General features: G+C 69.1%; 21 protein-coding genes. 10 read left to right on the top strand and 11 right to left on the bottom strand.

Annotated features, from left to right (window positions below; translation table 11 throughout):
- The first annotated feature begins 116 nt into the window (after positions 1-116).
- A complete protein-coding gene (locus ACQ5DX_RS09550; RefSeq protein WP_430332393.1) occupies positions 117-947 on the top strand; it encodes a Ku protein in 831 nt (276 codons plus the stop codon).
- 3 nt (positions 948-950) lie between these two features.
- Here ACQ5DX_RS09550 and ACQ5DX_RS09545 read toward each other — a convergent pair whose 3' ends face one another.
- From ACQ5DX_RS09545 to ACQ5DX_RS09510, 8 genes are read right to left on the bottom strand one after another with little or no spacing between them, the layout of a single operon-like run.
- Positions 951-1,445 (bottom strand): DUF1990 domain-containing protein, encoded by a 495-nt coding sequence (locus ACQ5DX_RS09545; RefSeq protein WP_430332392.1) that lies wholly within the window; start codon positions 1,443-1,445, stop codon positions 951-953.
- A gap of 1 nt (position 1,446) precedes the next feature.
- Positions 1,447-1,851, bottom strand: a complete 405-nt coding sequence (locus tag ACQ5DX_RS09540; RefSeq protein ID WP_430332391.1) for a metal-sulfur cluster assembly factor — start codon at positions 1,849-1,851, stop codon at positions 1,447-1,449.
- Entirely contained in the window at positions 1,848-2,336 is a 489-nt protein-coding gene (gene sufU, locus ACQ5DX_RS09535; RefSeq protein ID WP_430332390.1) for a Fe-S cluster assembly sulfur transfer protein SufU, read from the bottom strand. Before sufU ends, ACQ5DX_RS09540 begins: the two co-directional genes overlap by 4 nt.
- A 2-nt stretch (positions 2,337-2,338) precedes the next feature.
- Positions 2,339-3,601, bottom strand: a complete 1,263-nt coding sequence (locus ACQ5DX_RS09530) for a cysteine desulfurase (RefSeq protein ID WP_430332389.1) — start codon at positions 3,599-3,601, stop codon at positions 2,339-2,341.
- A 5-nt stretch (positions 3,602-3,606) separates the two neighbouring features.
- A complete protein-coding gene (sufC, locus tag ACQ5DX_RS09525; RefSeq protein ID WP_430332388.1) occupies positions 3,607-4,383 on the bottom strand; it encodes a Fe-S cluster assembly ATPase SufC in 777 nt (258 codons plus the stop codon).
- A gap of 54 nt (positions 4,384-4,437) precedes the next feature.
- Entirely contained in the window at positions 4,438-5,622 is a 1,185-nt protein-coding gene (gene sufD / locus ACQ5DX_RS09520) for a Fe-S cluster assembly protein SufD (RefSeq protein WP_430332387.1), read from the bottom strand.
- Positions 5,622-7,067 carry a Fe-S cluster assembly protein SufB gene (gene sufB / locus ACQ5DX_RS09515; protein WP_430332386.1) on the bottom strand — a complete coding sequence of 482 codons (1,446 nt, stop codon included), beginning with the start codon at positions 7,065-7,067 and terminating at the stop codon, positions 5,622-5,624. The genes sufD and sufB overlap by 1 nt, the downstream gene beginning before the upstream one ends.
- Before the next feature lie 59 nt (positions 7,068-7,126).
- Positions 7,127-7,873: a helix-turn-helix transcriptional regulator gene (locus ACQ5DX_RS09510; RefSeq protein ID WP_430332385.1), complete on the bottom strand. Its 747-nt coding sequence runs from the start codon at positions 7,871-7,873 to the stop codon at positions 7,127-7,129.
- Between the two features lie 146 nt (positions 7,874-8,019).
- Between ACQ5DX_RS09510 and mptB the strand changes: the two genes are divergently transcribed.
- The 5 genes from mptB (at position 8,020) to ACQ5DX_RS09485 (ending at position 14,227) form a co-directional block, all read left to right on the top strand.
- On the top strand, positions 8,020-9,708 hold the full coding sequence (mptB, locus tag ACQ5DX_RS09505; protein WP_430335606.1) for a polyprenol phosphomannose-dependent alpha 1,6 mannosyltransferase MptB: 1,689 nt from the start codon (positions 8,020-8,022) through the stop codon (positions 9,706-9,708).
- A 77-nt stretch (positions 9,709-9,785) separates the two neighbouring features.
- The gene (locus ACQ5DX_RS09500; RefSeq protein ID WP_430332384.1) at positions 9,786-10,676 is read left to right on the top strand and encodes an ABC transporter ATP-binding protein; all 891 of its coding nucleotides are present in this window, start codon (positions 9,786-9,788) and stop codon (positions 10,674-10,676) included.
- Positions 10,673-11,470, top strand: a complete 798-nt coding sequence (locus ACQ5DX_RS09495; RefSeq protein WP_430332383.1) for an ABC transporter permease — start codon at positions 10,673-10,675, stop codon at positions 11,468-11,470. The genes ACQ5DX_RS09500 and ACQ5DX_RS09495 overlap by 4 nt, the downstream gene beginning before the upstream one ends.
- A 67-nt stretch (positions 11,471-11,537) precedes the next feature.
- Positions 11,538-13,130, top strand: a complete 1,593-nt coding sequence (locus tag ACQ5DX_RS09490) for a hypothetical protein (protein WP_430332382.1) — start codon at positions 11,538-11,540, stop codon at positions 13,128-13,130.
- Between the two features lie 128 nt (positions 13,131-13,258).
- On the top strand, positions 13,259-14,227 hold the full coding sequence (locus ACQ5DX_RS09485) for a COX15/CtaA family protein (protein WP_430332381.1): 969 nt from the start codon (positions 13,259-13,261) through the stop codon (positions 14,225-14,227).
- A 72-nt stretch (positions 14,228-14,299) separates the two neighbouring features.
- Here the strand turns inward: ACQ5DX_RS09485 and ACQ5DX_RS09480 are convergent, their stop codons facing one another.
- The gene (locus ACQ5DX_RS09480; RefSeq protein ID WP_430332380.1) at positions 14,300-14,653 is read right to left on the bottom strand and encodes a hypothetical protein; all 354 of its coding nucleotides are present in this window, start codon (positions 14,651-14,653) and stop codon (positions 14,300-14,302) included.
- Positions 14,654-14,723: 70 nt separating this feature from the next.
- Here ACQ5DX_RS09480 and ACQ5DX_RS09475 point away from each other — a divergent pair, with 70 nt between their 5' ends.
- Positions 14,724-15,689 (top strand): quinone oxidoreductase family protein, encoded by a 966-nt coding sequence (locus tag ACQ5DX_RS09475; RefSeq protein ID WP_430332379.1) that lies wholly within the window; start codon positions 14,724-14,726, stop codon positions 15,687-15,689.
- Between the two features lie 57 nt (positions 15,690-15,746).
- Here the strand turns inward: ACQ5DX_RS09475 and ACQ5DX_RS09470 are convergent, their stop codons facing one another.
- Positions 15,747-16,703, bottom strand: a complete 957-nt coding sequence (locus ACQ5DX_RS09470; RefSeq protein ID WP_430332378.1) for a DMT family transporter — start codon at positions 16,701-16,703, stop codon at positions 15,747-15,749.
- Here ACQ5DX_RS09470 and ACQ5DX_RS09465 point away from each other — a divergent pair.
- The gene (locus tag ACQ5DX_RS09465) at positions 16,702-18,114 is read left to right on the top strand and encodes a PLP-dependent aminotransferase family protein (protein WP_430332377.1); all 1,413 of its coding nucleotides are present in this window, start codon (positions 16,702-16,704) and stop codon (positions 18,112-18,114) included. The two genes, ACQ5DX_RS09470 and ACQ5DX_RS09465, sit on opposite strands and share 2 nt — an antisense overlap.
- A gap of 58 nt (positions 18,115-18,172) precedes the next feature.
- On the opposite strand, the gene ACQ5DX_RS09460 is transcribed toward ACQ5DX_RS09465, so the two are convergent.
- Positions 18,173-19,168 (bottom strand): heme o synthase, encoded by a 996-nt coding sequence (locus ACQ5DX_RS09460; RefSeq protein WP_430332376.1) that lies wholly within the window; start codon positions 19,166-19,168, stop codon positions 18,173-18,175.
- Between the two features lie 195 nt (positions 19,169-19,363).
- Between ACQ5DX_RS09460 and tkt the strand changes: the two genes are divergently transcribed.
- On the top strand, positions 19,364-21,466 hold the full coding sequence (gene tkt, locus ACQ5DX_RS09455) for a transketolase (protein WP_430332375.1): 2,103 nt from the start codon (positions 19,364-19,366) through the stop codon (positions 21,464-21,466).
- 6 nt (positions 21,467-21,472) lie between these two features.
- On the top strand, positions 21,473-22,606 hold the full coding sequence (tal, locus tag ACQ5DX_RS09450) for a transaldolase (RefSeq protein ID WP_430332374.1): 1,134 nt from the start codon (positions 21,473-21,475) through the stop codon (positions 22,604-22,606).
- Positions 22,607-22,608: the final 2 nt, after the last annotated feature.

Raw genomic sequence — 22,608 nt, 5'->3', positions numbered from 1 at the left:
GCAGACAGCTCGCGGCCGCCGCACGGTCGCTCCGATGTAGCCGAAATGTCTCGAGATGGTGATGATCTTCGCTCCCACGCGCACACCACGCACCGATCTGGGTGATAGTGGGGTGCATGCGATCAATCTGGAAGGGTTCCATCGCGTTCGGGCTGGTCAACGTGCCGGTCAAGGTGTACTCCGCGACGGAGGACCACGACATCCGCTTCCATCAGGTCCACGCCAAGGACGGTGGGCGGATCAAGTACAACCGCGTGTGCAGCGAGTGCGGCCAGACGGTGCAGTTCGCGGACATCGACAAGGCGTACGACTCCGAGGAGGGCGACCGCGTCATCCTCACCGACGAGGACTTCGAGAAGCTTCCCGCCGCCGAGAGACACGAGATCCCGGTGCTGCAGTTCGTCCCCACCGAGCAGATCGACCCGATCCTGTTCGAGAAGAGCTACTACCTCGAGCCGGACTCGTCGTCGCCCAAGGCCTACGTGCTGTTGGCGAAGACACTCGAGAAGGCCGACCGCACCGCTCTCGTCCACTTCACGCTGCGGCAGAAGACCCGGCTGGCGGCGCTGCGCGAGCGCGACGGCGTGTTGGTGATCCAGACGCTGCTGTGGCCCGACGAGGTCCGCGCGGCGGAGTTCCCGTCGCTCGAGGACGCCGACGAGCCCAAGCCGAAGGAGCTGGCGATGGCCGGCACGCTCGTCGAGAGCATGGCCGAGGACTTCGATCCGACCGAGTTCACCGACGACTACCAGATCCAGCTGCGTCAGCTGCTGGACGAGGCGATCGCGAGCGGCGGCAAGAAGGTGATCCCCGCCGCCGAACGGGCCGAGGTCGGCGCCGACGCCGAGGTGGTCGACCTGGTCGCCGCTCTCCAACGCAGCCTGGAGGCGGCCGGCGAGCAGGTGGAACCGGCCACCGCGAAGAAGCCGCGGCGCAAGCGCGCGTGAGCGTCAGCGGGCGAACGCCCGCAGATAGCGCCGCGTCATGTGGTGCTGGACCGCGCGAGCGGCCGGGTCGCCGAGTCGGGTGAACCAGCGACCCGGACGGGAGAACGCAGTGACCGTGGCCCGCACCGAACCGTCGGGGCCGCGCTCGACGCAGAAGCGTTCTTCCCCCGACTCCGGATGCCCGGTCAGAGTCCCGTACGCGAAGCCCCGCCGGTCCGGTTCGTCGACGACATAGACGACGCGGCACGGGATCGTGAACCCGAACCACCGCAGCACCACGTCACTGCCCGGCATCACCGTCGATGTGGTCGCCTCCACCCGCAGGCCCGCGCGACGGTGGACGTCCCAGCGCATCAACGCATCGGACGCGGCGAGGAACGTGTCCTCACCGCGTCCGATGTCGGATGACTCGCGAATGTGCCGGTACCCCGCCGGCAGCTCTCCGGCGGTGGCACCGACCTCCCGATAGGTCAGTTCCCGGGCGTGCCGGGCGGCCAAGCTAGACCGTGAATCCGAGGGCGCGCAGCTGCTCGCGGCCGTCGTCGGTGATCTTGTCCGGGCCCCACGGCGGCATCCAGACCCAGTTGATCCGCAGCTCGTCGCACAGCCCGCTGTTGACCAGGGCCCGCTTGGACTGCTCCTCGATCACGTCGGTCAGCGGGCACGCCGCGGACGTCAGCGTCATGTCGAGCGTGACGACGTCGATGCCGTTCTCGTCGCCGCCCTTGAAGTCGTAGACCAGGCCGAGGTCCACGACGTTGATGCCCAGCTCGGGGTCGACGACGTCACGCATCGCCTCCTCCAGCTCGTCGAGGCGCTCCGGAGCGAGGCTCGCGCCGTACTCGGCGGTCGGTTCGGCCGCGGCCGAGTCGTTCTGGGCCTGCTCGGCCTGGGTGTCCGTCATGATGTCTGTCCTCCGGTTCGAGCCAGGTCGTTCTCGTCGTCGACTATTCGAACAACGGCGTCCTTGAAAGCCATCCATCCCAGCAGCGCGCACTTGACGCGCGCCGGGTACTTCGACACACCGCTGAACGCGATGCCGTCGCCGAGCACGTCCTCGTCGCCCTCGACGGTGCCGCGGCTGCTGACCATCTCGTTGAACGCGTCGACCGTGCGCAGCGCCTCGTCGAGCGGCATCCCGACGATCTGGTCGAAGAGCACCGACGTCGACGCCTGGCTGATCGAGCAGCCCTGACCGTCGTACGAGATGTCCGCGACGACCGGCCGGCCGTCCTCGCCGTCGGTCAGCTGCGCCCGCAGCGTGATCTCGTCGCCGCAGGTCGGGTTGACGTGATGCACCTCGGCGCCGAACGGGTCACGCAGACCACGGCCGTGCGGGTGCTTGTAGTGGTCCAGGATCACTTCCTGGTACATCTGCTCGAGACGCACGATCAGGCACCTCCGCCTACGCCGAAGAAGTCCTGCGCCCGCCGGATTCCGGCGATGAGCGCATCGACCTCGTCGAGGGTGTTGTACAGCGCGAACGACGCCCGCGCGGTCGCGGCGATCCCGAACCGCTGGTGCATCGGCCACGCGCAGTGGTGCCCGACGCGCACGGCGACGCCGTCGTCGTCGAGAACCTGGCCGAGGTCGTGCGCGTGGATGCCGTCGACGAGGAAGGACACGGCCGAGCCGCGGTCGATACCGTCGGTGGGGCCGACGATCCGCACGCCGTCGATGCCCGCGAGGCCCTCGAGTGCCGCGGTCACGAGCAGGTGCTCGTGCTCCGCAACGGCATCCATGCCGATGTTCTCGAGGTACTTCACGGCCGCACCGAGCCCGACGACCTGAGAGGTCATCGGGACGCCGGCCTCGAACCGCTGCGGCGGCGGCGCGTAGGTGCTGACCTCCATCGTGACCGTCTCGATCATCGAGCCGCCCGTGATGAACGGCGGCATCGACGACAGCAACTCACGACGGCCGTAGAGCACACCGACACCGGACGGACCGAGCATCTTGTGTCCCGAGAACGCCGCGAAATCGACACCGAGCGAACGGAAGTCGACCGCGATGTGCGGAACCGACTGGCACGCGTCGAGCACCGTGATCGCGCCGACGGCCTGCGCGCGGCGGACCAGTTCGGCGACCGGGGAGATCGCGCCCGTCACGTTCGACTGGTGGGTGAACGCGACGACCTTGACCTTGTCGGTCAGCTCGAGCGAATCCAGGTCGATGCGACCGTCGTCGGTGATCCCGTACCAGCGCAGCGTCGCACCCGTGCGGCGCGCAAGCTCCTGCCACGGAACGAGATTCGCGTGGTGTTCGAGTTCGGTGACGACGATCTCGTCACCGGGTCCGACGACCTTGTCGAAGCGGTCGTCGCCGAACACGTAGGCGACCAGGTTGAGCGACTCGGTGGCGTTCTTGGTGAACACCAGCTCGTCCGAATCGACGCCGACGAACGACGCGATCGCGGCACGCGCACCCTCGTACGCGTCGGTGGCCTCCTCGGCCAGCTGATGCGCTCCGCGGTGCACCGCTGCGTTGCACGTGGTCAGGAACTCCCGCTCGGCGTCGAGCACCTGGACCGGACGCTGCGAGGTGGCACCGGAATCCAGGTACACCAAGGGCTTTCCGTCGCGCACGGTCCGTCCCAGGATCGGGAAGTCTTCCCGGATCCTGGTGACGTCCAGCGCCGCCGCCGTGGTGGTCATCCGGGCTACGCCCCTGCCCCGGCAGCCTGCGTGAAGCGCACGTAGCCGTTGGCCTCGAGCTCGTCGGCGAGCTCGGCACCGCCGGACTCGACGATCTGGCCGTTGACGAACACATGCACGAACTCCGGCTTGATGTAGCGCAGGATGCGGGTGTAGTGCGTGATGAGCAGGATGCCGCCGTCCTCCCGCTCCTTGTAGCGGTTGACGCCCTCGGACACCACGCGCAGCGCGTCGACGTCGAGGCCGGAGTCGGTCTCGTCGAGGATCGCGATCTTCGGCTTGAGCAGGCCCAGCTGCAGGATCTCGTGACGCTTCTTCTCGCCGCCCGAGAAGCCCTCGTTGACGCTGCGCTCGCCGAAGGTCGGGTCGATCTCGAGCTCGCTCATCGCCTCCTTGACTTCCTTGACCCAGTGGCGCAGCTTGGGGGCCTCGCCACGGACCGAGGTGGCCGCGGTGCGCAGGAAGTTCGACATCGAGACGCCGGGCACCTCGACCGGGTACTGCATCGCCAGGAAGAGGCCGGCGCGAGCGCGCTCGTCGACGCTCATCTCGAGGACGTTCTCGCCGTCGAGGGTGATCGAGCCCGAGGTCACCTCGTACTTGGGGTGACCGGCGATCGCGTACGACAGGGTGGACTTGCCGGAGCCGTTGGGGCCCATGATGGCGTGGGTCTCGCCCGAGCTGACGGTCAGGTTCACACCCTTGAGGATGTTGATCGGCTCGGCGTTCTCGTCCGAGTTGGCGACGTTGACGTGCAGGTCGCGGATTTCAAGCGTAGACATTCGATTTCCTATGCGGGTATCTGCGAAGTATCGGTGGAAAGGCAGCGAGTCGGATCAGGCGCCGACCGCGGCCAATTCGGCCTCGACGGCGGCCTCGAGGCGCTCACGCACCTCCGGGACGGCGATGCGGTTGATGATCTCGTGGAAGAAGCCACGCACGACCAGCCGCCGGGCCTGGTCCTCGGGGATGCCCCGGGCCCGCAGGTAGAACAGCTGCTCGTCGTCGAAACGTCCCGTGGCGCTGGCATGTCCGGCGCCGACAATCTCGCCGGTCTCGATCTCTAGGTTCGGCACCGAGTCGGCGCGCGCGCCGTCGGTGAGCACCAGGTTGCGGTTGAGCTCGAACGTGTCGGTGCCCTCCGCCTCGGCACGGATCAGCACGTCGCCGATCCACACGGTGTGTGCGTCGGGCTTGCCCGACTCCGGATCACCCTGCAGTGCGCCCTTGTACACGACGTTGGACTTGCAGTGCGGCTGCGAATGATCCACGAGGAGACGGTGCTCGAAGTGCTGGCCGGCATCGGCGAAGTAGAGGCCGAGCAATTCGGCGTCGCCGCCCGGGCCCGCGAACTTCACCGTCGGAGTGATGCGGACGAGGTCGCCGCCGAGGCTCACCGACGTGTGCCGCAGCACCGCGTCGCGACCGAGCATCGCGTGGTGCGCGGCGGTGTGGACTGCGTCGTCGGCCCAGTCCTGGACCGCGACCACGGTCAGCGACGCGCTGTCGCCGAGCACGAATTCGACGTTCTCCGCGTAGGTTCCGCTGCCCTTCTGATCGAGCACGACGGTGGCCTTCGCGAACTCCTCGAGCCGGATCTGCAGGTGACCGAACGCGACATTGCCCTCGCCGGGGCCGGTGACCTTGATGTGCACCGGTGCGGCAACCTCGGTCTCGCGACCGACGGTCACGACCTTGGCCGACTCGAACGACGAGTACGCCTGCGCGGCAACACGATCGAACGGAACACCACCCTGGCCCAGCCGGGCGTCGTCGCGGCCGACGGTCTCGACGGTGACGTCACCGCCGACCTCGACGGTCGCCTTGCCGGACGCGACGGCGGTGCCGTCGTGCAGGCCGCGCAGACGACGCAGCGGGGTGAACCGCCACGCCTCGTCGCGGCCACCGGGAACCTCGAACGCATTCACGTCGAACGAGGTGAAGACCTCACCCTTGTTGGTTGCGGGGACGGCATTCTCGCCGGCCGCCGCGCCCTGTACTCCCGTCACGGGGGTGCTCACTAGCCCACCGCCCCTTCCATCTGCAGTTCGATCAGGCGGTTGAGCTCGAGGGCGTACTCCATCGGCAGCTCCTTGGCGATGGGCTCGACGAACCCTCGCACCACCATGGCCATGGCCTCGTCCTCGGTCAGACCGCGGCTCATGAGGTAGAACAACTGGTCATCGCTGACCTTCGACACCGTCGCCTCGTGGCCCATCGTCACGTCGTCCTCGCGGACGTCCACGTACGGGTAGGTGTCCGAGCGGCTGATCTGGTCGACCAGCAGGGCATCACACTTGACGGTCGCCTTCGACCCGTGGGCGCCCTTGTTGACCTGGACCAGGCCGCGGTACGACGCGCGACCGCCACCGCGGGCCACCGACTTCGACACGATGGTCGACGACGTGTGCGGCGCGAGGTGCAGCATCTTCGCACCGGTGTCCTGGTGCTGGCCCTCGCCGGCGAACGCCACGGAGAGCACCTCGCCGCGGGCGTGCTCGCCCATCATCCACACGGCCGGGTACTTCATCGTCACCTTGGAGCCGATATTGCCGTCGATCCACTCCATCGAACCGCCCGCCTCGACCTTGGTGCGCTTGGTCACCAGGTTGTAGACGTTGTTCGACCAGTTCTGGATCGTCGTGTAGCGGCAGTGGCCGCCCTTCTTGACGATGATCTCGACGACCGCGGAGTGCAGCGAGTCGGACTTGTAGATCGGGGCGGTGCAGCCCTCGACGTAGTGCACCGAGGCGCCCTCGTCGACGATGATCAGCGTCCGCTCGAACTGGCCCATGTTCTCGGTGTTGATCCGGAAGTAGGCCTGCAGCGGGATGTCGACGTGCACGCCCGGCGGCACGTAGATGAACGATCCACCCGACCAGACAGCGGTGTTCAGCGCGGAGAACTTGTTGTCGCCGGCCGGAATGACCGAACCGAAGTACTCGCGGAAGATCTCCGGATGCTCACGCAAACCCGAGTCGGTGTCGAGGAAGATGACGCCCTGCGCCTCGAGATCCTCGCGGATCTGGTGGTAGACCACCTCGGACTCGTACTGCGCCGCGACACCGGCGATCAGCCGCTGCTTCTCGGCCTCCGGGATGCCCAGCTTGTCATACGTGTTCTTGATGTCCTCGGGCAGGTCTTCCCAGCTCTCGGCCTGCTTCTCCGTGGACCGCACGAAGTACTTGATGTTGTCGAAGTCGATCCCGTCGAGATTCGAACCCCAGTGCGGCATCGGCTTCTTGTCGAAGGTGCGCAGCGCCTTGAGTCGGATGTCGAGCATCCAGTCGGGCTCGTTCTTCTTCCCGGAAATGTCACGCACGACGTCCTCGGACAACCCGCGCTGCGCGCTGGCACCGGCGACGTCGGAGTCGGCCCAGCCGTACTCGTAGCTGCCGAGCGAAGCGATCGTCTCTTCCTGGGAGAGTGGCGCCTCGGGTGTCACCTGGTCTGGTGTGACGGTCATGCGAGCTCCTTCCGGAGTCTTGTTACGTAACGGTGTGAGCTGTCCACCGGGGAGAACATCTATGGGGTCTTACGGGGTAATGCGAGCGGAACGTGGGTCGTGCAGGCGCAGTCCCCGTTCGCGATCGTCGCCAGCCGTTGCACGTGACGTCCGAGCAGTTCGGCGAACGCCGCCTGCTCCGCCTCGCAGAGTTCGGGGAACTCCTCCGCGACGTGCGACACCGGGCAGTGGTGCTGGCAGATCTGCACGCCGTTGCCGACCGGGCGGATCGACGCCGCGAATCCCGCCGAGGTGAACGCGTCCGCGATCTCCTCCGCCGTGGACTCGACGGCCTCAGGCGCGTCCGCGTGCACCGGTTCGACCTTGCCCACGATGGACTGCACCCGACGTCGGGCGAAGTCCTCGATGGCCGCGTCGCCGCCGATCTCGCGCAGCTGGCGCATCGCCGCACCCGCGAGGTCGTCGTAGGTGTGGCCGAGCTTCCCCCGACCGACCGCGGTGATCTGGAACAGCTTCGCGGGCCGCCCGCGGCCCCGTTGCCGCCAGCTGGCCGAGCTGGCTTCCTGCGCTTCGCCCGCCTCGATGAGCGCATCCAGATGCCGTCGAACACCGGCCGCGCTGAGGCCCAGGCGACCACCGATGTCGGTGGCCGAGATCGGCCCCTCCTCGACGAGCAGTTGCACCACCGCCGCGCGGGTATGTCCTTCGTGCGCGCCGGGCACGGGCAGCGACGAACCCGCGGAGACCTGAACAGGCGCGTGACCTGCACTTTCTCCACTCGAACGCCGGGCCGCTTCCGATTTCACAACACCAGTGTGACGGAATTCGATCCGCCGGTCCACGAAGGGTGCCCTGTGTAATCGACGCCACACCACCGTCGCGCGGGTCGAATCGGCGCCGGCCGGAGCACCTCGTTCGCACCGCTACGCTGCACCGTGTGCAGCAGACCGAGATGGATCCCGAGTCGGATGCCCCGGCCCGGTCCCGGGTCGAACGCGCGACGACCTTCGCCAAGCGTGTGCTCGGAATCGACGGGCGCACACACCGCCCGTCGGTAGCCGACGCGCTCCACGGCGACGAGAGCGAGGCCCCGAGCCTCGACGCCGCCGAAACCCGTCAACTGCACTGGATCCGCCTGTTCGGCGCGACCGGTGCAGTGCTCATGGCGATCGGCGCCCTGGGCGCCGGCGCGCAACCGGTTCTGCAGAATCCCGTGCAGGGCCTGCGCGTGCTCGGACTGCCCGCCCGCATGCCGAGCGCGACGTTGAGCATGGCCATGACCGGCACCGTGATGGTGGTCCTCGCGTGGCTGCTGCTCGGCCGCTTCGCGGTCGGCAGCCTCCGCGGTGGACGCCCCCCGCGGCAGTTGAGCCGATCGCAGTTGGACCGAACCCTGCTGCTGTGGGTGATTCCTCTCACAGTTGCGCCGCCGATGTTCAGCCGGGACGTCTACTCGTACCTCGCGCAGAGCGAGATCACGGCGCGCGGGCTGGATCCGTACGAGATCGGCCCCGCGGGCGCCCTGGGCGTCGACCACGTCCTGACCCGGACCGTCCCGAACATCTGGCGTGACACGCCCGCTCCGTACGGTCCACTGTTCCTGTGGATGGGCCGCGGAATCACGTGGCTGACCGGCGACAACATCATGGCCGGGATCTTCCTGCACCGGCTCCTCGCACTTGCCGGGGTCGCGTTGGTCGTGTGGGCGCTCCCCCGGCTCGCCCGACGCTGCGGAGTCTCGGCCGTCAGCGCCCTCTGGCTCGGCGCCGCGAACCCGTTGGTGCTCTTCCACCTGGTCGCCGGGATCCACAACGAGGCCCTCATGATCGGCCTGATGCTCGCCGGCGTGGAACTGGCGCTGCGCGCCGTCGAGGGCACCGACCCGATCCGCGGCCGAACGCTGGTCCTGCTGCTGGCGGGCGCGACTCTGATCGCCCTGTCGTCGACGATCAAGATCCCTTCGCTGCTCGCGCTCGGGTTCGTGGGCATGGCGCTCGCGCGCAAGTGGGGGGCGAATCTGAAGGCACTCGTGTCGGCGGCGGCCCTGCTCGGGTCGGTCGCGATCGGCGTGACGGTCTTCGTCAGCGTCGCGAGCGGGCTCGGGATGGGCTGGATACATACACTCGGCACCGCGACCGAGGTCCGCAGCTGGATGTCGATCCCGACGCTGTTGGGGCTCGGAACCGGCCTGGTCGGGGTGCTACTCGGCCTCGGCGATCACACCACCGCGGTGCTGAGCCTCACGCGGCCGATCGCATCGGTGATCGCGGCATTCGTCGCGCTGCGCATGCTGATCGCCGTGTTGGTCGGGAGGATCCACCCGGTCGGGGCTCTGGGCGTGTCCCTCGGCGCGATCGTCCTGCTCTTCCCGGTCGTGCAGCCGTGGTACCTGCTGTGGGCGGTCATCCCGCTCGCCGCGTGGGCCACCCGCCCGGTGTTCCGGATCCCGACGATCGCGTTCTCGTCGTTCGTGAGTGTGATCCTGATGCCCAACGGCGCCGAGTACGAGCCGTTCATGATCGTCCAGGCGGCCATCGCCACCGCGATCGCCAGCATCACGCTGATGCTCCTCACCCGCAAACAACTGCTCTGGCGCGCCCAGCCCGGGACCACCGGGCAGCCTGATCGGGCCGGGGCCTAGGCTGGTTCCTCGTGATTGTCAGAACGTCGGAAACGGCGTCGGGTACGAGTGCGCCGGCAGTGTGTCTCCAAGGCGTCGTGAAGGCGTTCGGCAGCGTCCGCGCCGTCAACGGGCTCGACCTCGTCCTCGAGCAGGCACAGGTGCTGGCCCTGCTCGGCCCGAACGGCGCCGGCAAGACCACGACGGTCGAGATGTGCGAGGGCTTCGTCTCCCCCGACGCCGGATCCGTCCGGGTCCTCGGCCTCGATCCGATCGCCGACTCCGCGGCCCTGCGGCCCCGGATCGGCGTCATGCTCCAGGGTGGCGGCGCGTACCCCGGCTCGAAGGCCGGCGAGATGCTCGACCTGGTCGCGTCGTACTCGGCGGACCCGCTCGACCCCGAGTGGCTCCTGCGGAGCCTCGGCCTGCAGGACGCCCGCCGCACCCCCTACCGCCGCCTGTCGGGCGGCCAGCAGCAGCGGCTGTCGCTCGCGTGCGCGCTCGTCGGCCGACCCGAACTGGTCTTCCTCGACGAGCCGACCGCGGGCCTGGACGCGCAGGCGCGCCTGCTGGTGTGGGAACTGATCGATGCCCTGCGCCGGGACGGCGTCAGCGTCCTGCTCACCACACACCTGATGGACGAGGCCGAGGAACTGGCCGACGAGCTCGTCATCATCGACCACGGTCGGATCGTCGCGTCCGGAACACCGTCGGAGATCACCCGCACTGGTGCCGAGGGCCTGCTCAGTCTGACAGCACCGTCCGGGCTGGACCTCGCCCCGCTGCGCGCCGCGCTGCCCGCCGACTTCCAGGTGCAGGAGGTGTCGGCCGGTGAGTACGTCGTGCGCGGCGAGATCGACCCGCACGTGGTCGCGGCGGTCACCTCGTGGTGCGCGGGACAGAACGCGCTGGCCACGGAGATCCGAGTCGACCAACGCCGCCTCGAGGACGTCTTCCTCGAACTCACGGGACGGGATCTGAGGGGATGAGCGTGACGCACCACGACCGCCTGGCCGACAACCGATTCGCCGACGGCACGTTCACCCCGCGGCCCCAGCCCGCGCCGGCCGCACGGATGCTGGCCGCACAGACCAAGCTCGAGCTGACGCTGCTGCTGCGCAACGGCGAACAGCTGCTGATCACGATGTTCATCCCGATCACGCTCTTGATCGGCCTGACGCTGCTGCCGATCGGGGACTTCGGCAACGACCGTGTCGACACGATCGTCCCCGCCGTGATGATGGTCGCGATCATGTCGACGGCGTTCACCGGTCAGGCGATCGCCGTCGGTTTCGATCGCCGCTACGGCGCACTCAAACGCCTCGGGGCCACCCCGCTCCCGAAGTGGGGCATCATCGCCGGCAAGAGCGCCGCCGTCGTGATCGTCGTGGCGATGCAGACACTGCTACTCGGTGCCATCGGGTTCGCGCTGGGGTGGCGCCCGAGCGTGGTCGGCCTGCTCCTCGGCGCGGTCGTGATCGCACTCGGCACCGTCACCTTCGCAGCGATGGGCCTGTTGCTGGGCGGCACGCTGCGCGCCGAGATCGTCCTCGCGCTCGCGAACATCCTCTGGTTCGCGATGGCCGGCATCGGCAGCGTCATCTTCGCCGACCAGTTGCACACCGGCGTCCGGGTCGCCGCCGAGCTGGTCCCGTCCGGCGCGCTCGCCCAGGCCCTCGAGGACGCCACCTCGGGCAGCATCAACGTCCTGTGCGTGGCGATCCTGGCGGTGTGGGCGGTCGTGACCGGATTCATCGCGACCCGCACGTTCAAGTTCACCTGACACGAATATTCGTTCATTCGGTGCGTGTGGGGCGAAACCGTCCCGCGACCGACCGTCCAGTACCACAATGTCCGTCGTGACCGCCTCGCTGATCAACGGACTCCGACGGACCTCGCTCGCCGCCTGCGGCGCACTCGCGCTGGCGCTGGCCCCGATGACCGCCTCCGCGGCACCCGTGTGGGGGCCGCTGGCGCCGCCCAATCCACACCTCGGGCCCGACGGGACCTCGACGATGCACGGCGATGCCGGATCGTCGGATGCCACCGCGCTGGCGGGCCCGGGGACCGGCGACGTGTCGATCGCGCAGTACCCGCTCGCCTCGGCGTGCCCGACGCTGCTGCAGGGCTCGGACGGCCTGGTGGTCGCGCTGTGCACGACGATGATCGGGCAGAACCCGACCGTGCACCTGCTCGATCCGACGGCCTCGACGGTCCCAGTGGGCGGCACGCTGACCCAACTGCAGCTCACCAAGGGCAGCCTGCTCGGCGGGGTGTACGCCTACCTCGACTCCGCCAACCGCCTGGTCGTCGTCGACGGCACCCGGCACCTGCTGCGGATCGGGCACGCCCAGACCGACGGCAAGTGGACCCTGAGCGTGGACACGAGCGTCGATCTGACGTCGGCGATCCCGGACGGCGACAACGTCACGGGCCTCGCCCCCGACTGGAACGGCAACGTCTGGTTCGCGACAGGCGGCGGCATCGTCGGGACCGTCGACGCCGCCGGGACCGCGCGCACGGTCGCGCTGCCGGCGGGCGAGCAGGTGCAGAACAGCATCTCGACGTCGGTCCTCGGCACCGCCGTCGCGTCCACGCATGCGACGTACCAGCTGAGCGCCGGACCGGACGCCCAGCCCCACATCGACTGGCGCCGGCCGTACGACCGCGGTTCGGCCCGCAAGCCCGGACAGCTCAGCTGGGGCACCGGATCCACCCCCACCTACTTCGGGCCGACCACCGGATCGGAGTACCTGACGATCGTCGACAACGCCGACGGCCAGGTGAACCTGCTCGTGTACCGCTCGTCCACCGGCGACGAGGTCTGCAAGGAGCCGGTCCTCCCGCCCGGCGACGACAGCGGCAGCCTGGGCAGCGCCGGCAGCATCGGCGGCTCCGGTGGCAGCCTGTCCGGCAGCGTCGGCGGCAGCACCGGCTCAGGCAGCGGCAGCGAGAACTCGCCGATCGGCGTCGGACGGTCGGTGTTCGTCGCGAGCACCTACGGCTACCCCTACCCCACGGTCCCGGCCGGCGCCGGGGAAGCCGTGCCGGCGTCCGCGCCGTTCCGCGGCGGCATGACCCGGGTCGACGTCGACGCCGACGGCCAGGGCTGCACCACGATCTGGCAGAACCAGGTCCGCAGCTCGGCGGTACCGCACCTGTCGACCGCCGACGGCAACATCTACACGATGGTTCGGCAGGGGCTGGACACGACGACGCCGCTCGACGGGTTCGCCTATGCGGTGATCGATCCCGACACCGGCGAGGTCCGGACCACCCGCACCGTGACGGGAACGATGCTCGGCGACACCTTGCAGATGTCGGCGCTGATCACCCACGACGGCCGCTACATGCAGGGCACGATCTCGGGCATCGTCTCGGTCAACCCGGGCAGCGGCGGATCGAGCGGCTCGTCCGGCTCGTCCGGCTCGTCCGGTTCCTGATCGCGCACCGCTCAGAGCGAGTTCCACCACACGGTGACGCCCGCTACGGGTCGGACTACCTGCACGTTTCCGACGGGCAGGCCCACCCCAACGACAGCGTGTAGTGGACGGCCCTCTACCATCGGGGCGTGCTGTATCGCGGGTTTGTGAACCTGGTCAACCGTCTGCCGCTGCCGTCCCTCGCGGTCCAGAAGTGGATCGCGATCGCAGTGATCCTGAGCCAGGGCGGGATCGCGGTCACCGGATCGGTGGTGCGCGTGACAGCCTCCGGCCTCGGCTGCACCACCTGGCCGCAGTGCTACCCGGGCAGTTTCGTGCCCACGTCGTCGTCGACGGCGCCCTGGTTCCACCAGTTCATCGAGTTCGGTAACCGGCTGCTCACGTTCCTGGTGATCGCGACCGCCGCGGCCGTGGTGCTCGCCGTCACCCGCGCGGCGCGGCGCCGCGAGGTGCTCTTCTACGCGTGGCTGATGCCGCTGTCCACCGTCGCGCAGGCGGTCCTGGGCGGCATCACCGTACTCACCGGGCTGCTCTGGTGGACGGTGGCGCTGCACCTGGTGGTGTCGATGGCGATGGTGTGGCTGTCCGTCATGCTGTACCACAAGATCGACCAGCCCGACGACGGCGTCGAGGTCACCACCCTGCCCAAGCAGCTGAGCTGGCTGACCGCGCTCACCGGAGTCGCGCTGGCCGGCACGCTGGTGGCCGGCACCATGGTGACGGGCGCCGGCCCGCACGCCGGTGACAAGAACCCGGAGCGCACGGTCGAGCGTCTCGACCTCGACATCACCAACCTCGTCCACCTGCACGCCGAGCTGCTCGTCGGCTACCTGGCGCTGCTGATCGGCCTCGGCTTCGCCCTGTACGCCGTCGGCGCGAGCGCCGCGGTGAAGCTGCGACTGAAGGTCGTGGTCGCGCTGGTCGTCGCGCAGGCGTGCGTCGGGCTCGTGCAGTTCTGGACGCATGTACCGGCCGCACTGGTGACCATCCACGTCGCGCTCGCCGGTACCTGCACCGCCGCAACCGCCGCTCTCTACGCCGCCGGACGCATTCGGGTGCCGGTCACCGAGCGCGCCGAGGCCGTCGCGTCGGCCTGACGCCGAGTCGACTCCCCACGAACGCCGAAGGCCGGGGTCCCGCAGCTCGCGGGACCCCGGCCTTCGATCGTGTCAGCGCTCGTTGCGCGCCTTCGGGAAGCGCGTCTGGTGGGCCACCCAGCCCGCCATCTTCGCGAAGTGGCCCTGGCGCGGCGTCACGACGCTGGTCAGGGCGCGATCCCACTCGGAGACCGTGATCTCGTCGAACGAGGCGACCACCGCGTTCGCGATCGCGACGGTGTCGACCACCTGGTCGCCGAGGATGCCGTCGGCTCCGACCAGCGTGATGCGCATGCCGGCGCGACCCACCGGCTGGATGACCGCACTCGCGGATCCACCGTGCTCGGAGAGGAACTTGCGGATGGCTGCGACCGTGCCCGAGGGCAGGACCGGGGCCGCAGCGGTGCTCTGGGTATCGGTGCTCATGAGGTCAGACTACTGTGCGGTAGCCGGACAACCACCACGGCCGTCCAGCGCCGGGGTGTAGAACGAGAGCATGCGTGCAATCGTGGTGTCCGAGAACGGCGGTCCCGAGGTCCTCACCCCCACCGAGGTGCCCGATCCGGCGCCGGGTCCCGGCGACCTGCTGGTCGCCACCGAGGCGATCGGCATCAACTTCATCGATACCTACTTCCGGACCGGCACCTACGCGCGGGATCTCCCCTACGTCCCGGGCGACGAGGGCACCGGCGTGGTGCTTGCGGTCGGATCCGACGTCACCGAGTTCGGGGTCGGCGACCGGGTGGCGTGGGCGGCGGGGCCGGGCAGCTACGCGGAGAAGGTCGTCGTGCCGGCCGCCGTGGCCGTCGACGTGCCCGACGGCGTCGCTCCCAGGCAGGCCGCGTCGGCGCTGCTGCAGGGCATGACGGCGCACTACCTGATCGAGTCGGCGTATCCGGCCCGCTCGGGCGAGACGGTGCTCGTCCACGCCGGCGCCGGCGGCGTGGGTCTGCTGCTGACGCAGATGGCGGCCGCGAAGGGCGTCAAGGTCATCTCGACGGTGTCGACGGACGAGAAGGAGGCGCTGTCGCGGGAGGCGGGCGCCTGGCGGGTCCTGCGGTACGGCGACGGGCTCGCCGAGAAGGTCCTCGAACTGACCGGCGGGGAGGGTGTCGCCGCGGTCTACGACGGCGTCGGCAAGGACACGTTCGACGCGAGCCTCGAGTCGCTGCGGATCCGGGGCACTCTCGTGTTGTTCGGCGCGGCGAGCGGACCGGTTCCGCCGTTGGATCTGCAACGCCTCAACGCCGGCGGATCGCTGTACGTGACCCGGCCGACCCTGGCCCACTACGTGCGCGACCGCGAGGAGCTCACGTGGCGCGCGGGCGCCGTGCTCGACGCCATCGCCGCGGGCACCCTGAAGCTGCGGGTCGGCGGGAGTTACCCGCTGGACGAAGCCGAGCAGGCACACCGGGATCTGGAGGGACGCAAGACCACCGGCTCGATCGTGCTGGTGCCGTAGCGCCGAGACGGGTCCGCGTGGCGACCACGCCACGCGGACCCGTCGGGTGTCGCTCTGTCACGGCACGCGGACACCCCGAGACCGCGGGTTCGGCGCGGGATCGCGCCGCGTCCGGACAGCCCACCCCGCGCAGAAGACGACGAGCACTCCCCCGGCGACGGTCGGCACCGACAAGCCCTCGCCGAGAAGGAGCCAGGCCCAGCAGATGCTGAGGACCGGCTGAACGAGCTGTACCTGGCTGACCCGCGCCATCGGGCCGATCGCCAAGCCCCGGTACCACGCGAAGAATCCCAGGAACATGCTCACGACACCGAGGTACGCGAAGGCGGCCCACTGATTCGGCGTTCCTTCAGGTGACTGCCGGACCACCGAGAACACCGTCAGGACGACCATGAGCGGCGACGCGAGAACCAGAGACCACGAGATCGTCTGCCACGCACCGATTTCGCGCGCGAGCATCCCGCCCTCGGCATAGCCGACGGCCGCCGCGACGACAGCGCCGAACAGCAGCAGGTCCGCCCAGTGCAGCTGCCCCAGACCACCGGACTGCACCGACGAGAAGGCGATAGCCGTCACGGCCCCCGCCGCCGTCGCGGTCCAGAACGCCCGAGCGGTGCGCTCGCGTCCGCGCAGCACGGCCATGACAGCGGTGGCGGCGGGCAGCAGTGCGATGACCACGGCGCCGTGGCTCGCCGGGGCAGCGGTCAGAGCGAACGACGTCAGCAGCGGGAACCCGGCAACGACGCCGGCGGCAACCACCGCGAGACGAACCCACTGCGATTTCCGCGGCAGGCGCTGACGGGTCGCGGCCAGTGCAACGGCGGCCAGCGCTGCGGCGACGACGGCGCGGGCCGCACCGATGAACAGCGGGTCGAGCCCAGAGACCGCAACCTTCGTGAAGGGAACGGTGAAGGAAAACGCCGTGACCCCGAGAAGTCCCCACAGAACTCCCGAGGACCGCGGATCCGATAGCACGGGCGTCAAATTTGGAGTAGCGCTACTATTGTCACTCATGTCGGACGATAGCAGTTCTCGAATCGTCGCAGAACTCCGCCGGTGGATCGCCGCGGCGTCACCCGGATCGCGACTGCCCTCCACGCGGAGCCTCGTCGCCCGCTACCAGGCCAGCCCCGTGACCGTCCAGAAGGTGCTGCGAGTTCTCGCCACCGAGGGGTTGGTGGAGACGCGTCCCGGCGTCGGCACCTTCGTCCGGTCGGTGGGTGTCGCCCGTCCACCGGACTACAGCTGGCAGACGGCGGCATTACGTGCGCCGCACGTGCCGATCCGATCCGTGTCCGCGGCACTGCAGAGCACGACCAGCGACGTCGTGGCGTTCCATTCGGGCTATCCAGCCCGCGAGCTGCTGCCGGAGCGACTGGTGCGCACGGCACTCGCCCGCGCCGCACGCAGCGACGCTGCGCTGGCACGACCACCGGTCGACGGGTTGCCCGAACTGCAGGCTTGGTTCGCGCACGAACTCCGCGCCGACACACCCGCCGGTGTCACCGCGCCGACCGCGCGCGACGTCGTCGTGCTGCCGGGCAGCCAGAGCGGACTCAGTTCGGTCTTCCGCGCACTCGCGGGCGCCGGGCAACCGGTGATCATGGAGTCACCGACGTACTGGGGCGCCATCCGGGCCGCGGCCCAATCCGGTGTCCGGGTGGTCCCGGTCCCGACGGGCCCGGAAGGGCCCGACCCTGAGGAACTCGCCCGGGCGTTCTCCGATACCGGGGCACGGACCTTCTACGCTCAACCGAACTACGCGAATCCGACCGGCGCGCAGTGGTCGCCGGAGCGGGGCAGGAAGATCCTCGACGTTGTCCGCGCACACGGCGCATTCCTCATCGAGGACGATTGGGCGCACGACTTCGGTATCACCACAGTCCCGACGCCGCTGGCAGCACAGGACGACTCCGGACATGTCGTCTACCTGCGGTCCCTGACCAAGAGTGTGTCGCCGGCGATCCGGGTTGCGGCGGTTGTCGCCCGCGGGCCCTCGCGGGCTCGCATCCTGGCCGACCGCGCTGCGGAGTCGATGTACGTCAGCGGACTGCTTCAGGCCGCCGCCCTGGACGTCGTCACCCAACCGGGTTGGCGGACGCACCTGCGGGCGCTGCGCGGGCATCTGCGGGAACGCCGGGACCTGCTGCTCGCCAGCTTGCGTGAGCAGGCCCCGTGGGCGCATGTCGCGCACGTGCCGCGCGGCGGGCTGAACCTGTGGGCACGTCTACCCGACGGCACCGACGTGCCCCGGTTGATCCGGGACTGTGCGGCCGCCGGAGTGACGATCGCCCCGGGCGCGGAGTGGTTCCCGGCCGAACCCACGAGCCCGTTCGTCCGGCTCAACTTCGCGGGCCCCGACCCTTCGGCATTCCCGGACGCGGTACGCACTCTCGCGGATACGTTCGACGCCCTGGCCGCCTGACGTCCGGAAGACGAGGGCCCCGGCCGAAATCGACCGGGGCCCTCGTCTTCCGTCTGTGTCAGAAGTAGCTGGCGATCGTGTTCCAGCCCAGGACCGAGTCCACCGCCAGGCCGCAGCACACGACGGCCAGGTAGTTGTTCGACTGCAGGAACAGCTTGAGCGGCTTGATGGGGGTGCCGCCGCGGACGCTGTTGTACAGCTGGTGCGCGACGAACAGGAACCACGCACCCGCGAGCAGCGTGACGACCGCGTAGATCCAGCCGGCGGCCGGGACCAGCGCCAGCGACGCCAGCACGGTGGCCCACGTGTAGATCACGATCTGCTTGGTGACGTGCTTCTCGGAGGCGATGACCGGAAGCATCGGCACGCCGGCGGCCTTGTAGTCCTCCTTGTAGCGCATCGCGAGCGCCCAGGTGTGCGGCGGCGTCCAGAAGAAGATGATCAGGAACAGGACGACTGGCTCCCAGCTCAGCGACCCGGTGACCGCGGCCCAGCCGACCATGACCGGCATGCAGCCGGCGGCGCCGCCCCAGATCACGTTCTGCCAGGTGCGACGCTTGAGCACCATCGTGTAGACGAGCACGTAGAACGCGATCGTCAGGACGACGAGGAAGCCGGCGAGCAGGTTCGCCCGCCACCACAACCACAGGAACGACGCGACGCCGAGCGTCATGCCGAACACGAACGCGTGCTTCGTCGGCACGGCCTGACGAGCCAGCGGACGCAGCGCTGTGCGCTTCATCACCTTGTCGATGTCGGCGTCGACGACGCAGTTGAGCGAGTTGGCGCTCGCCGCACCCATCCAGCCGCCGAACAGCGTGCTGAGGATGAGGACCAGGTCGATGTGCCCGCGGTCCGCGAGCAGCATCGCCGGAATCGTTGCGACGAGCAGGAGTTCGATCACCCGCGGCTTCGTCAGCGCCACGTAGGCCAGGATCGTGGAAGTCACACGTCCCCACAGCGTGGTCGGTTCCCGCACGACATTCGAATCGGAAGCGGAAGCGCCGCCGGGGCTGCCGAAGCCGTGTCCGCTCGGCCTATGCCCTGTACGCACGCTGTCTCCTTGCCCCACGCGACTACATCCTTGCTGACTACTGCACTACTACAGACGATGGTAGACGCCGGATACCCGGCGACCGAATCGACCCGATCAAGGCCGCACATTAGGCTGGAGGCGCACAAGAGGCCCGCCGCCGCTCACAGCACCCCTCACGGCTCCACGCACAACCATGTCAGGAGACATCTGCCCGTGTCGATCACAGACGAGATCCGCGTCCTCACGCACCCGGTCCACCCCACCGACTGGACGGACCTGGACACCAAGGCCGTCGACACCGTACGAGTCCTCGCCGCGGACGCGGTCCAGAAGGTCGGCAACGGCCACCCCGGCACCGCGATGAGCCTCGCACCCCTCGCCTACACCCTGTTCCAGCGGGTGCTGCGCCACGACCCGAAGAACCCGGAGTGGGTCGGCCGCGACCGGTTCATCCTCTCGTGCGGCCACAGCAGCCTGACGCTGTACCTGCAGCTGTACCTGTCGGGCTACGGCCTGGAACTCTCCGACATCGAGTCGCTGCGCACGTGGGGTTCGCTCACCCCGGGCCACCCGGAGTACGGCCACACGGTCGGCGTCGAGATGACGACCGGTCCGCTGGGTCAGGGTCTGGCGTCGTCGGTCGGCATGGCGATGGCGGCCCGTCGCGAGCGCGGCCTGTTCGATCCGGACGCCGCGGCCGGCACCAGCCCGTTCGACCACTACGTCTACGTCATCGCCTCCGACGGTGACATCGAGGAGGGCGTCACCTCCGAGGCGTCGTCGATCGCGGGTGTCCAGGAACTGGGCAACCTGATCGTCTTCTACGACGACAACAAGATCTCGATCGAGCACGACACCGCGATCGCCCTCGGCGAGGACACCGCGAAGCGTTACGAGGCGTACGGCTGGCACGTGCAGACCGTCGAGGGCGGCGAGAACGTCTCGGCGATCCTCGACGCCGTCGAGGCCGCGAAGGCCGTCACCGACAAGCCGTCGATGATCCTGCTGCGCACGATCATCGGCTACCCGGCTCCGACCAAGATGAACACCGGCGACGTGCACGGTGCCGCACTCGGTGCCGACGAGGTCGCCGGGGTCAAGCGCGCGCTCGGCTTCGATCCGGAGAAGAGCTTCGAGGTCGACGCGGATGCGCTCGCACACGCGCGCAAGATCGTGGATCGAGGCGCAGCGGCCCATTCACAGTGGCAGGCCGACTTCGACGCATGGGCGACGCGTGAGCCCGCGCGCAAGGCGCTGTTCGACCGTCTGCACGCCGGCGAGTTCCCGGAGGGCTGGGCCGACACCCTGCCGACGTGGGATGCCGACGCGAAGGGCGTCGCGACCCGCAAGGCGTCGAGCAAGGTCCTGAACGCGCTCGGCCCGATCCTGCCGGAGCTGTGGGGTGGCTCGGCCGACCTGGCCGGCAGCAACAACACCACGATCGACGGTTCCGACTCGTTCGGCCCGACGTCGATCTCGACGAAGGACTGGAACGCCCAGCCGTACGGTCGGACGCTGCACTTCGGCGTCCGCGAGCACGCGATGGGTTCGATCCTCAACGGCATCGTCCTGCACGGCCCGACCCGCGCCTACGGCGGCACGTTCCTGGTCTTCAGCGACTACATGCGTCCGGCGGTTCGCCTCGCTTCGCTGATGAAGACCCCCGCGCTGTACGTGTGGACGCACGACTCCATCGGCCTCGGCGAGGACGGCCCGACGCACCAGCCGATCGAGCACCTCGCTTCGCTGCGGGCGATCCCGAACATGTCGGTGATCCGTCCGGGTGATGCCAACGAGACGGCCCAGGCCTGGAAGGCCGCCCTCGAGCACAAGACCGGACCCACCGCGCTGGCGCTGACCCGTCAGGACATCCCGGTCCTCGAGGGCACCCGCGAGAAGGCTGTGAAGGGCGTCAAGCTCGGCGCGTACGTACTGGCCGAGGCATCCACCGGCGCCCCCGACGTCATCCTGCTGGGCACCGGTTCGGAGCTGCAGCTGGCGGTCGCCGCCCGCGAGGCGCTCGAGGCGGACGGCATCGCAACCCGCGTCGTGTCGGTCCCCTGCCTCGACTGGTTCGAGCAGCAGGACCAGGCGTACCGCGACGAGGTCCTGCCGTCGTCGGTGCGCGCCCGCGTCTCCGTCGAGGCCGGCATCGCGATGCCGTGGTACAAGATCCTCGGCAGCGACGGCGAGGCCGTGTCGATCGAGCACTACGGCGCCTCCGCCGACCACAAGACGCTTTTCCGTGAGTTCGGCTTCACGGCCGAAGCGGTCACCGATGCGGCGCGCCGCACGCTCGCACGTGTGAAGGGATGAATCATCATGACTGACAGTGCAACCCAGAACGCCAACCTCGCGGCGCTGTCCTCGGCGGGCGTGTCCGTGTGGCTCGACGACCTGTCCCGCACGCGGCTCGAGAGCGGCAATCTCGCGGAACTGATCGCGACGCGCAGTGTCGTCGGCGTCACCACGAACCCGACGATCTTCCAGGGTGCCATCACCAAGGGCAACGCCTACGACGCGCAGCTGCACGAGCTGGTGAAGCAGGGCGCCGACGTCGACGAGACCGTGCGCACCGTCACCACGGACGACGTCCGCAACGCCTGCGACGTCCTGGCCCCGCAGGCCCAGGCCAGCTCCGGGGTCGACGGGCGCGTCTCGATCGAGGTCGACCCGCGGCTGGCACACGAGACCGACGCGACCGTCGCGCAGGCGATCGAACTGTGGAAGCTCGTCGACCGCGACAACCTCTTCATCAAGATCCCGGCCACCAAGGCGGGCCTGCCGGCGATCACCCGCGTGATCGCGGAGGGCATCAGCGTCAACGTCACGCTGATCTTCTCGGTCGAGCGCTACGAGGCCGTCATCGACGCGTACCTCGCCGGGCTCGAGGCCGCGAAGGCCGCCGGGCACGACCTGTCGAAAATCCACTCGGTGGCGTCGTTCTTCGTCTCCCGCGTGGACACCGAGATCGATGCGCAGCTCGAGAAGATCGGCTCGGATGCGGCGCTCGCGCTGCGCGGCAAGGCCGGTCTGGCCAACGCGCGTCTCGCGTACGCGTCGTACCAGAAGGTCTTCGAGGGCGGCGAGCGGTGGGCGGCCCTCGCGGCCGCCGACGCGCGCGTCCAGCGTCCGCTGTGGGCGTCGACCGGCGTGAAGAACCCGGAGTACCCGGACACGCTGTACGTCACGGAGCTCGTCGCCCCGAACACCGTCAACACGATGCCGGAGAAGACCCTCGAGGCGGTGGCCGACCACGGCACCGTCTCCGGGGACACCATCTCCGGGACCGCCGTGGCGTCGCAGGCCGTGTTCGACCAGCTGGCCGCGGTCGGCATCGACATCCCGGCCGTGTTCGACAAGCTCGAGACCGAGGGCGTCGACAAGTTCGAGGTCTCGTGGAACGAACTCCTCGACGCGATCACGGAGCAGCTCGCAGCTGCTCGAGAGAGCTGATC

Origin of the sequence: Rhodococcus sp. ACT016 (genome assembly GCF_050477185.1) — a bacterium.
Classification (GTDB): Bacteria; Actinomycetota; Actinomycetes; order Mycobacteriales; family Mycobacteriaceae; genus Prescottella.
Note: the sequence above shows the minus strand (reverse complement) of the source record. Positions and strands in the feature narration are given on the sequence as shown.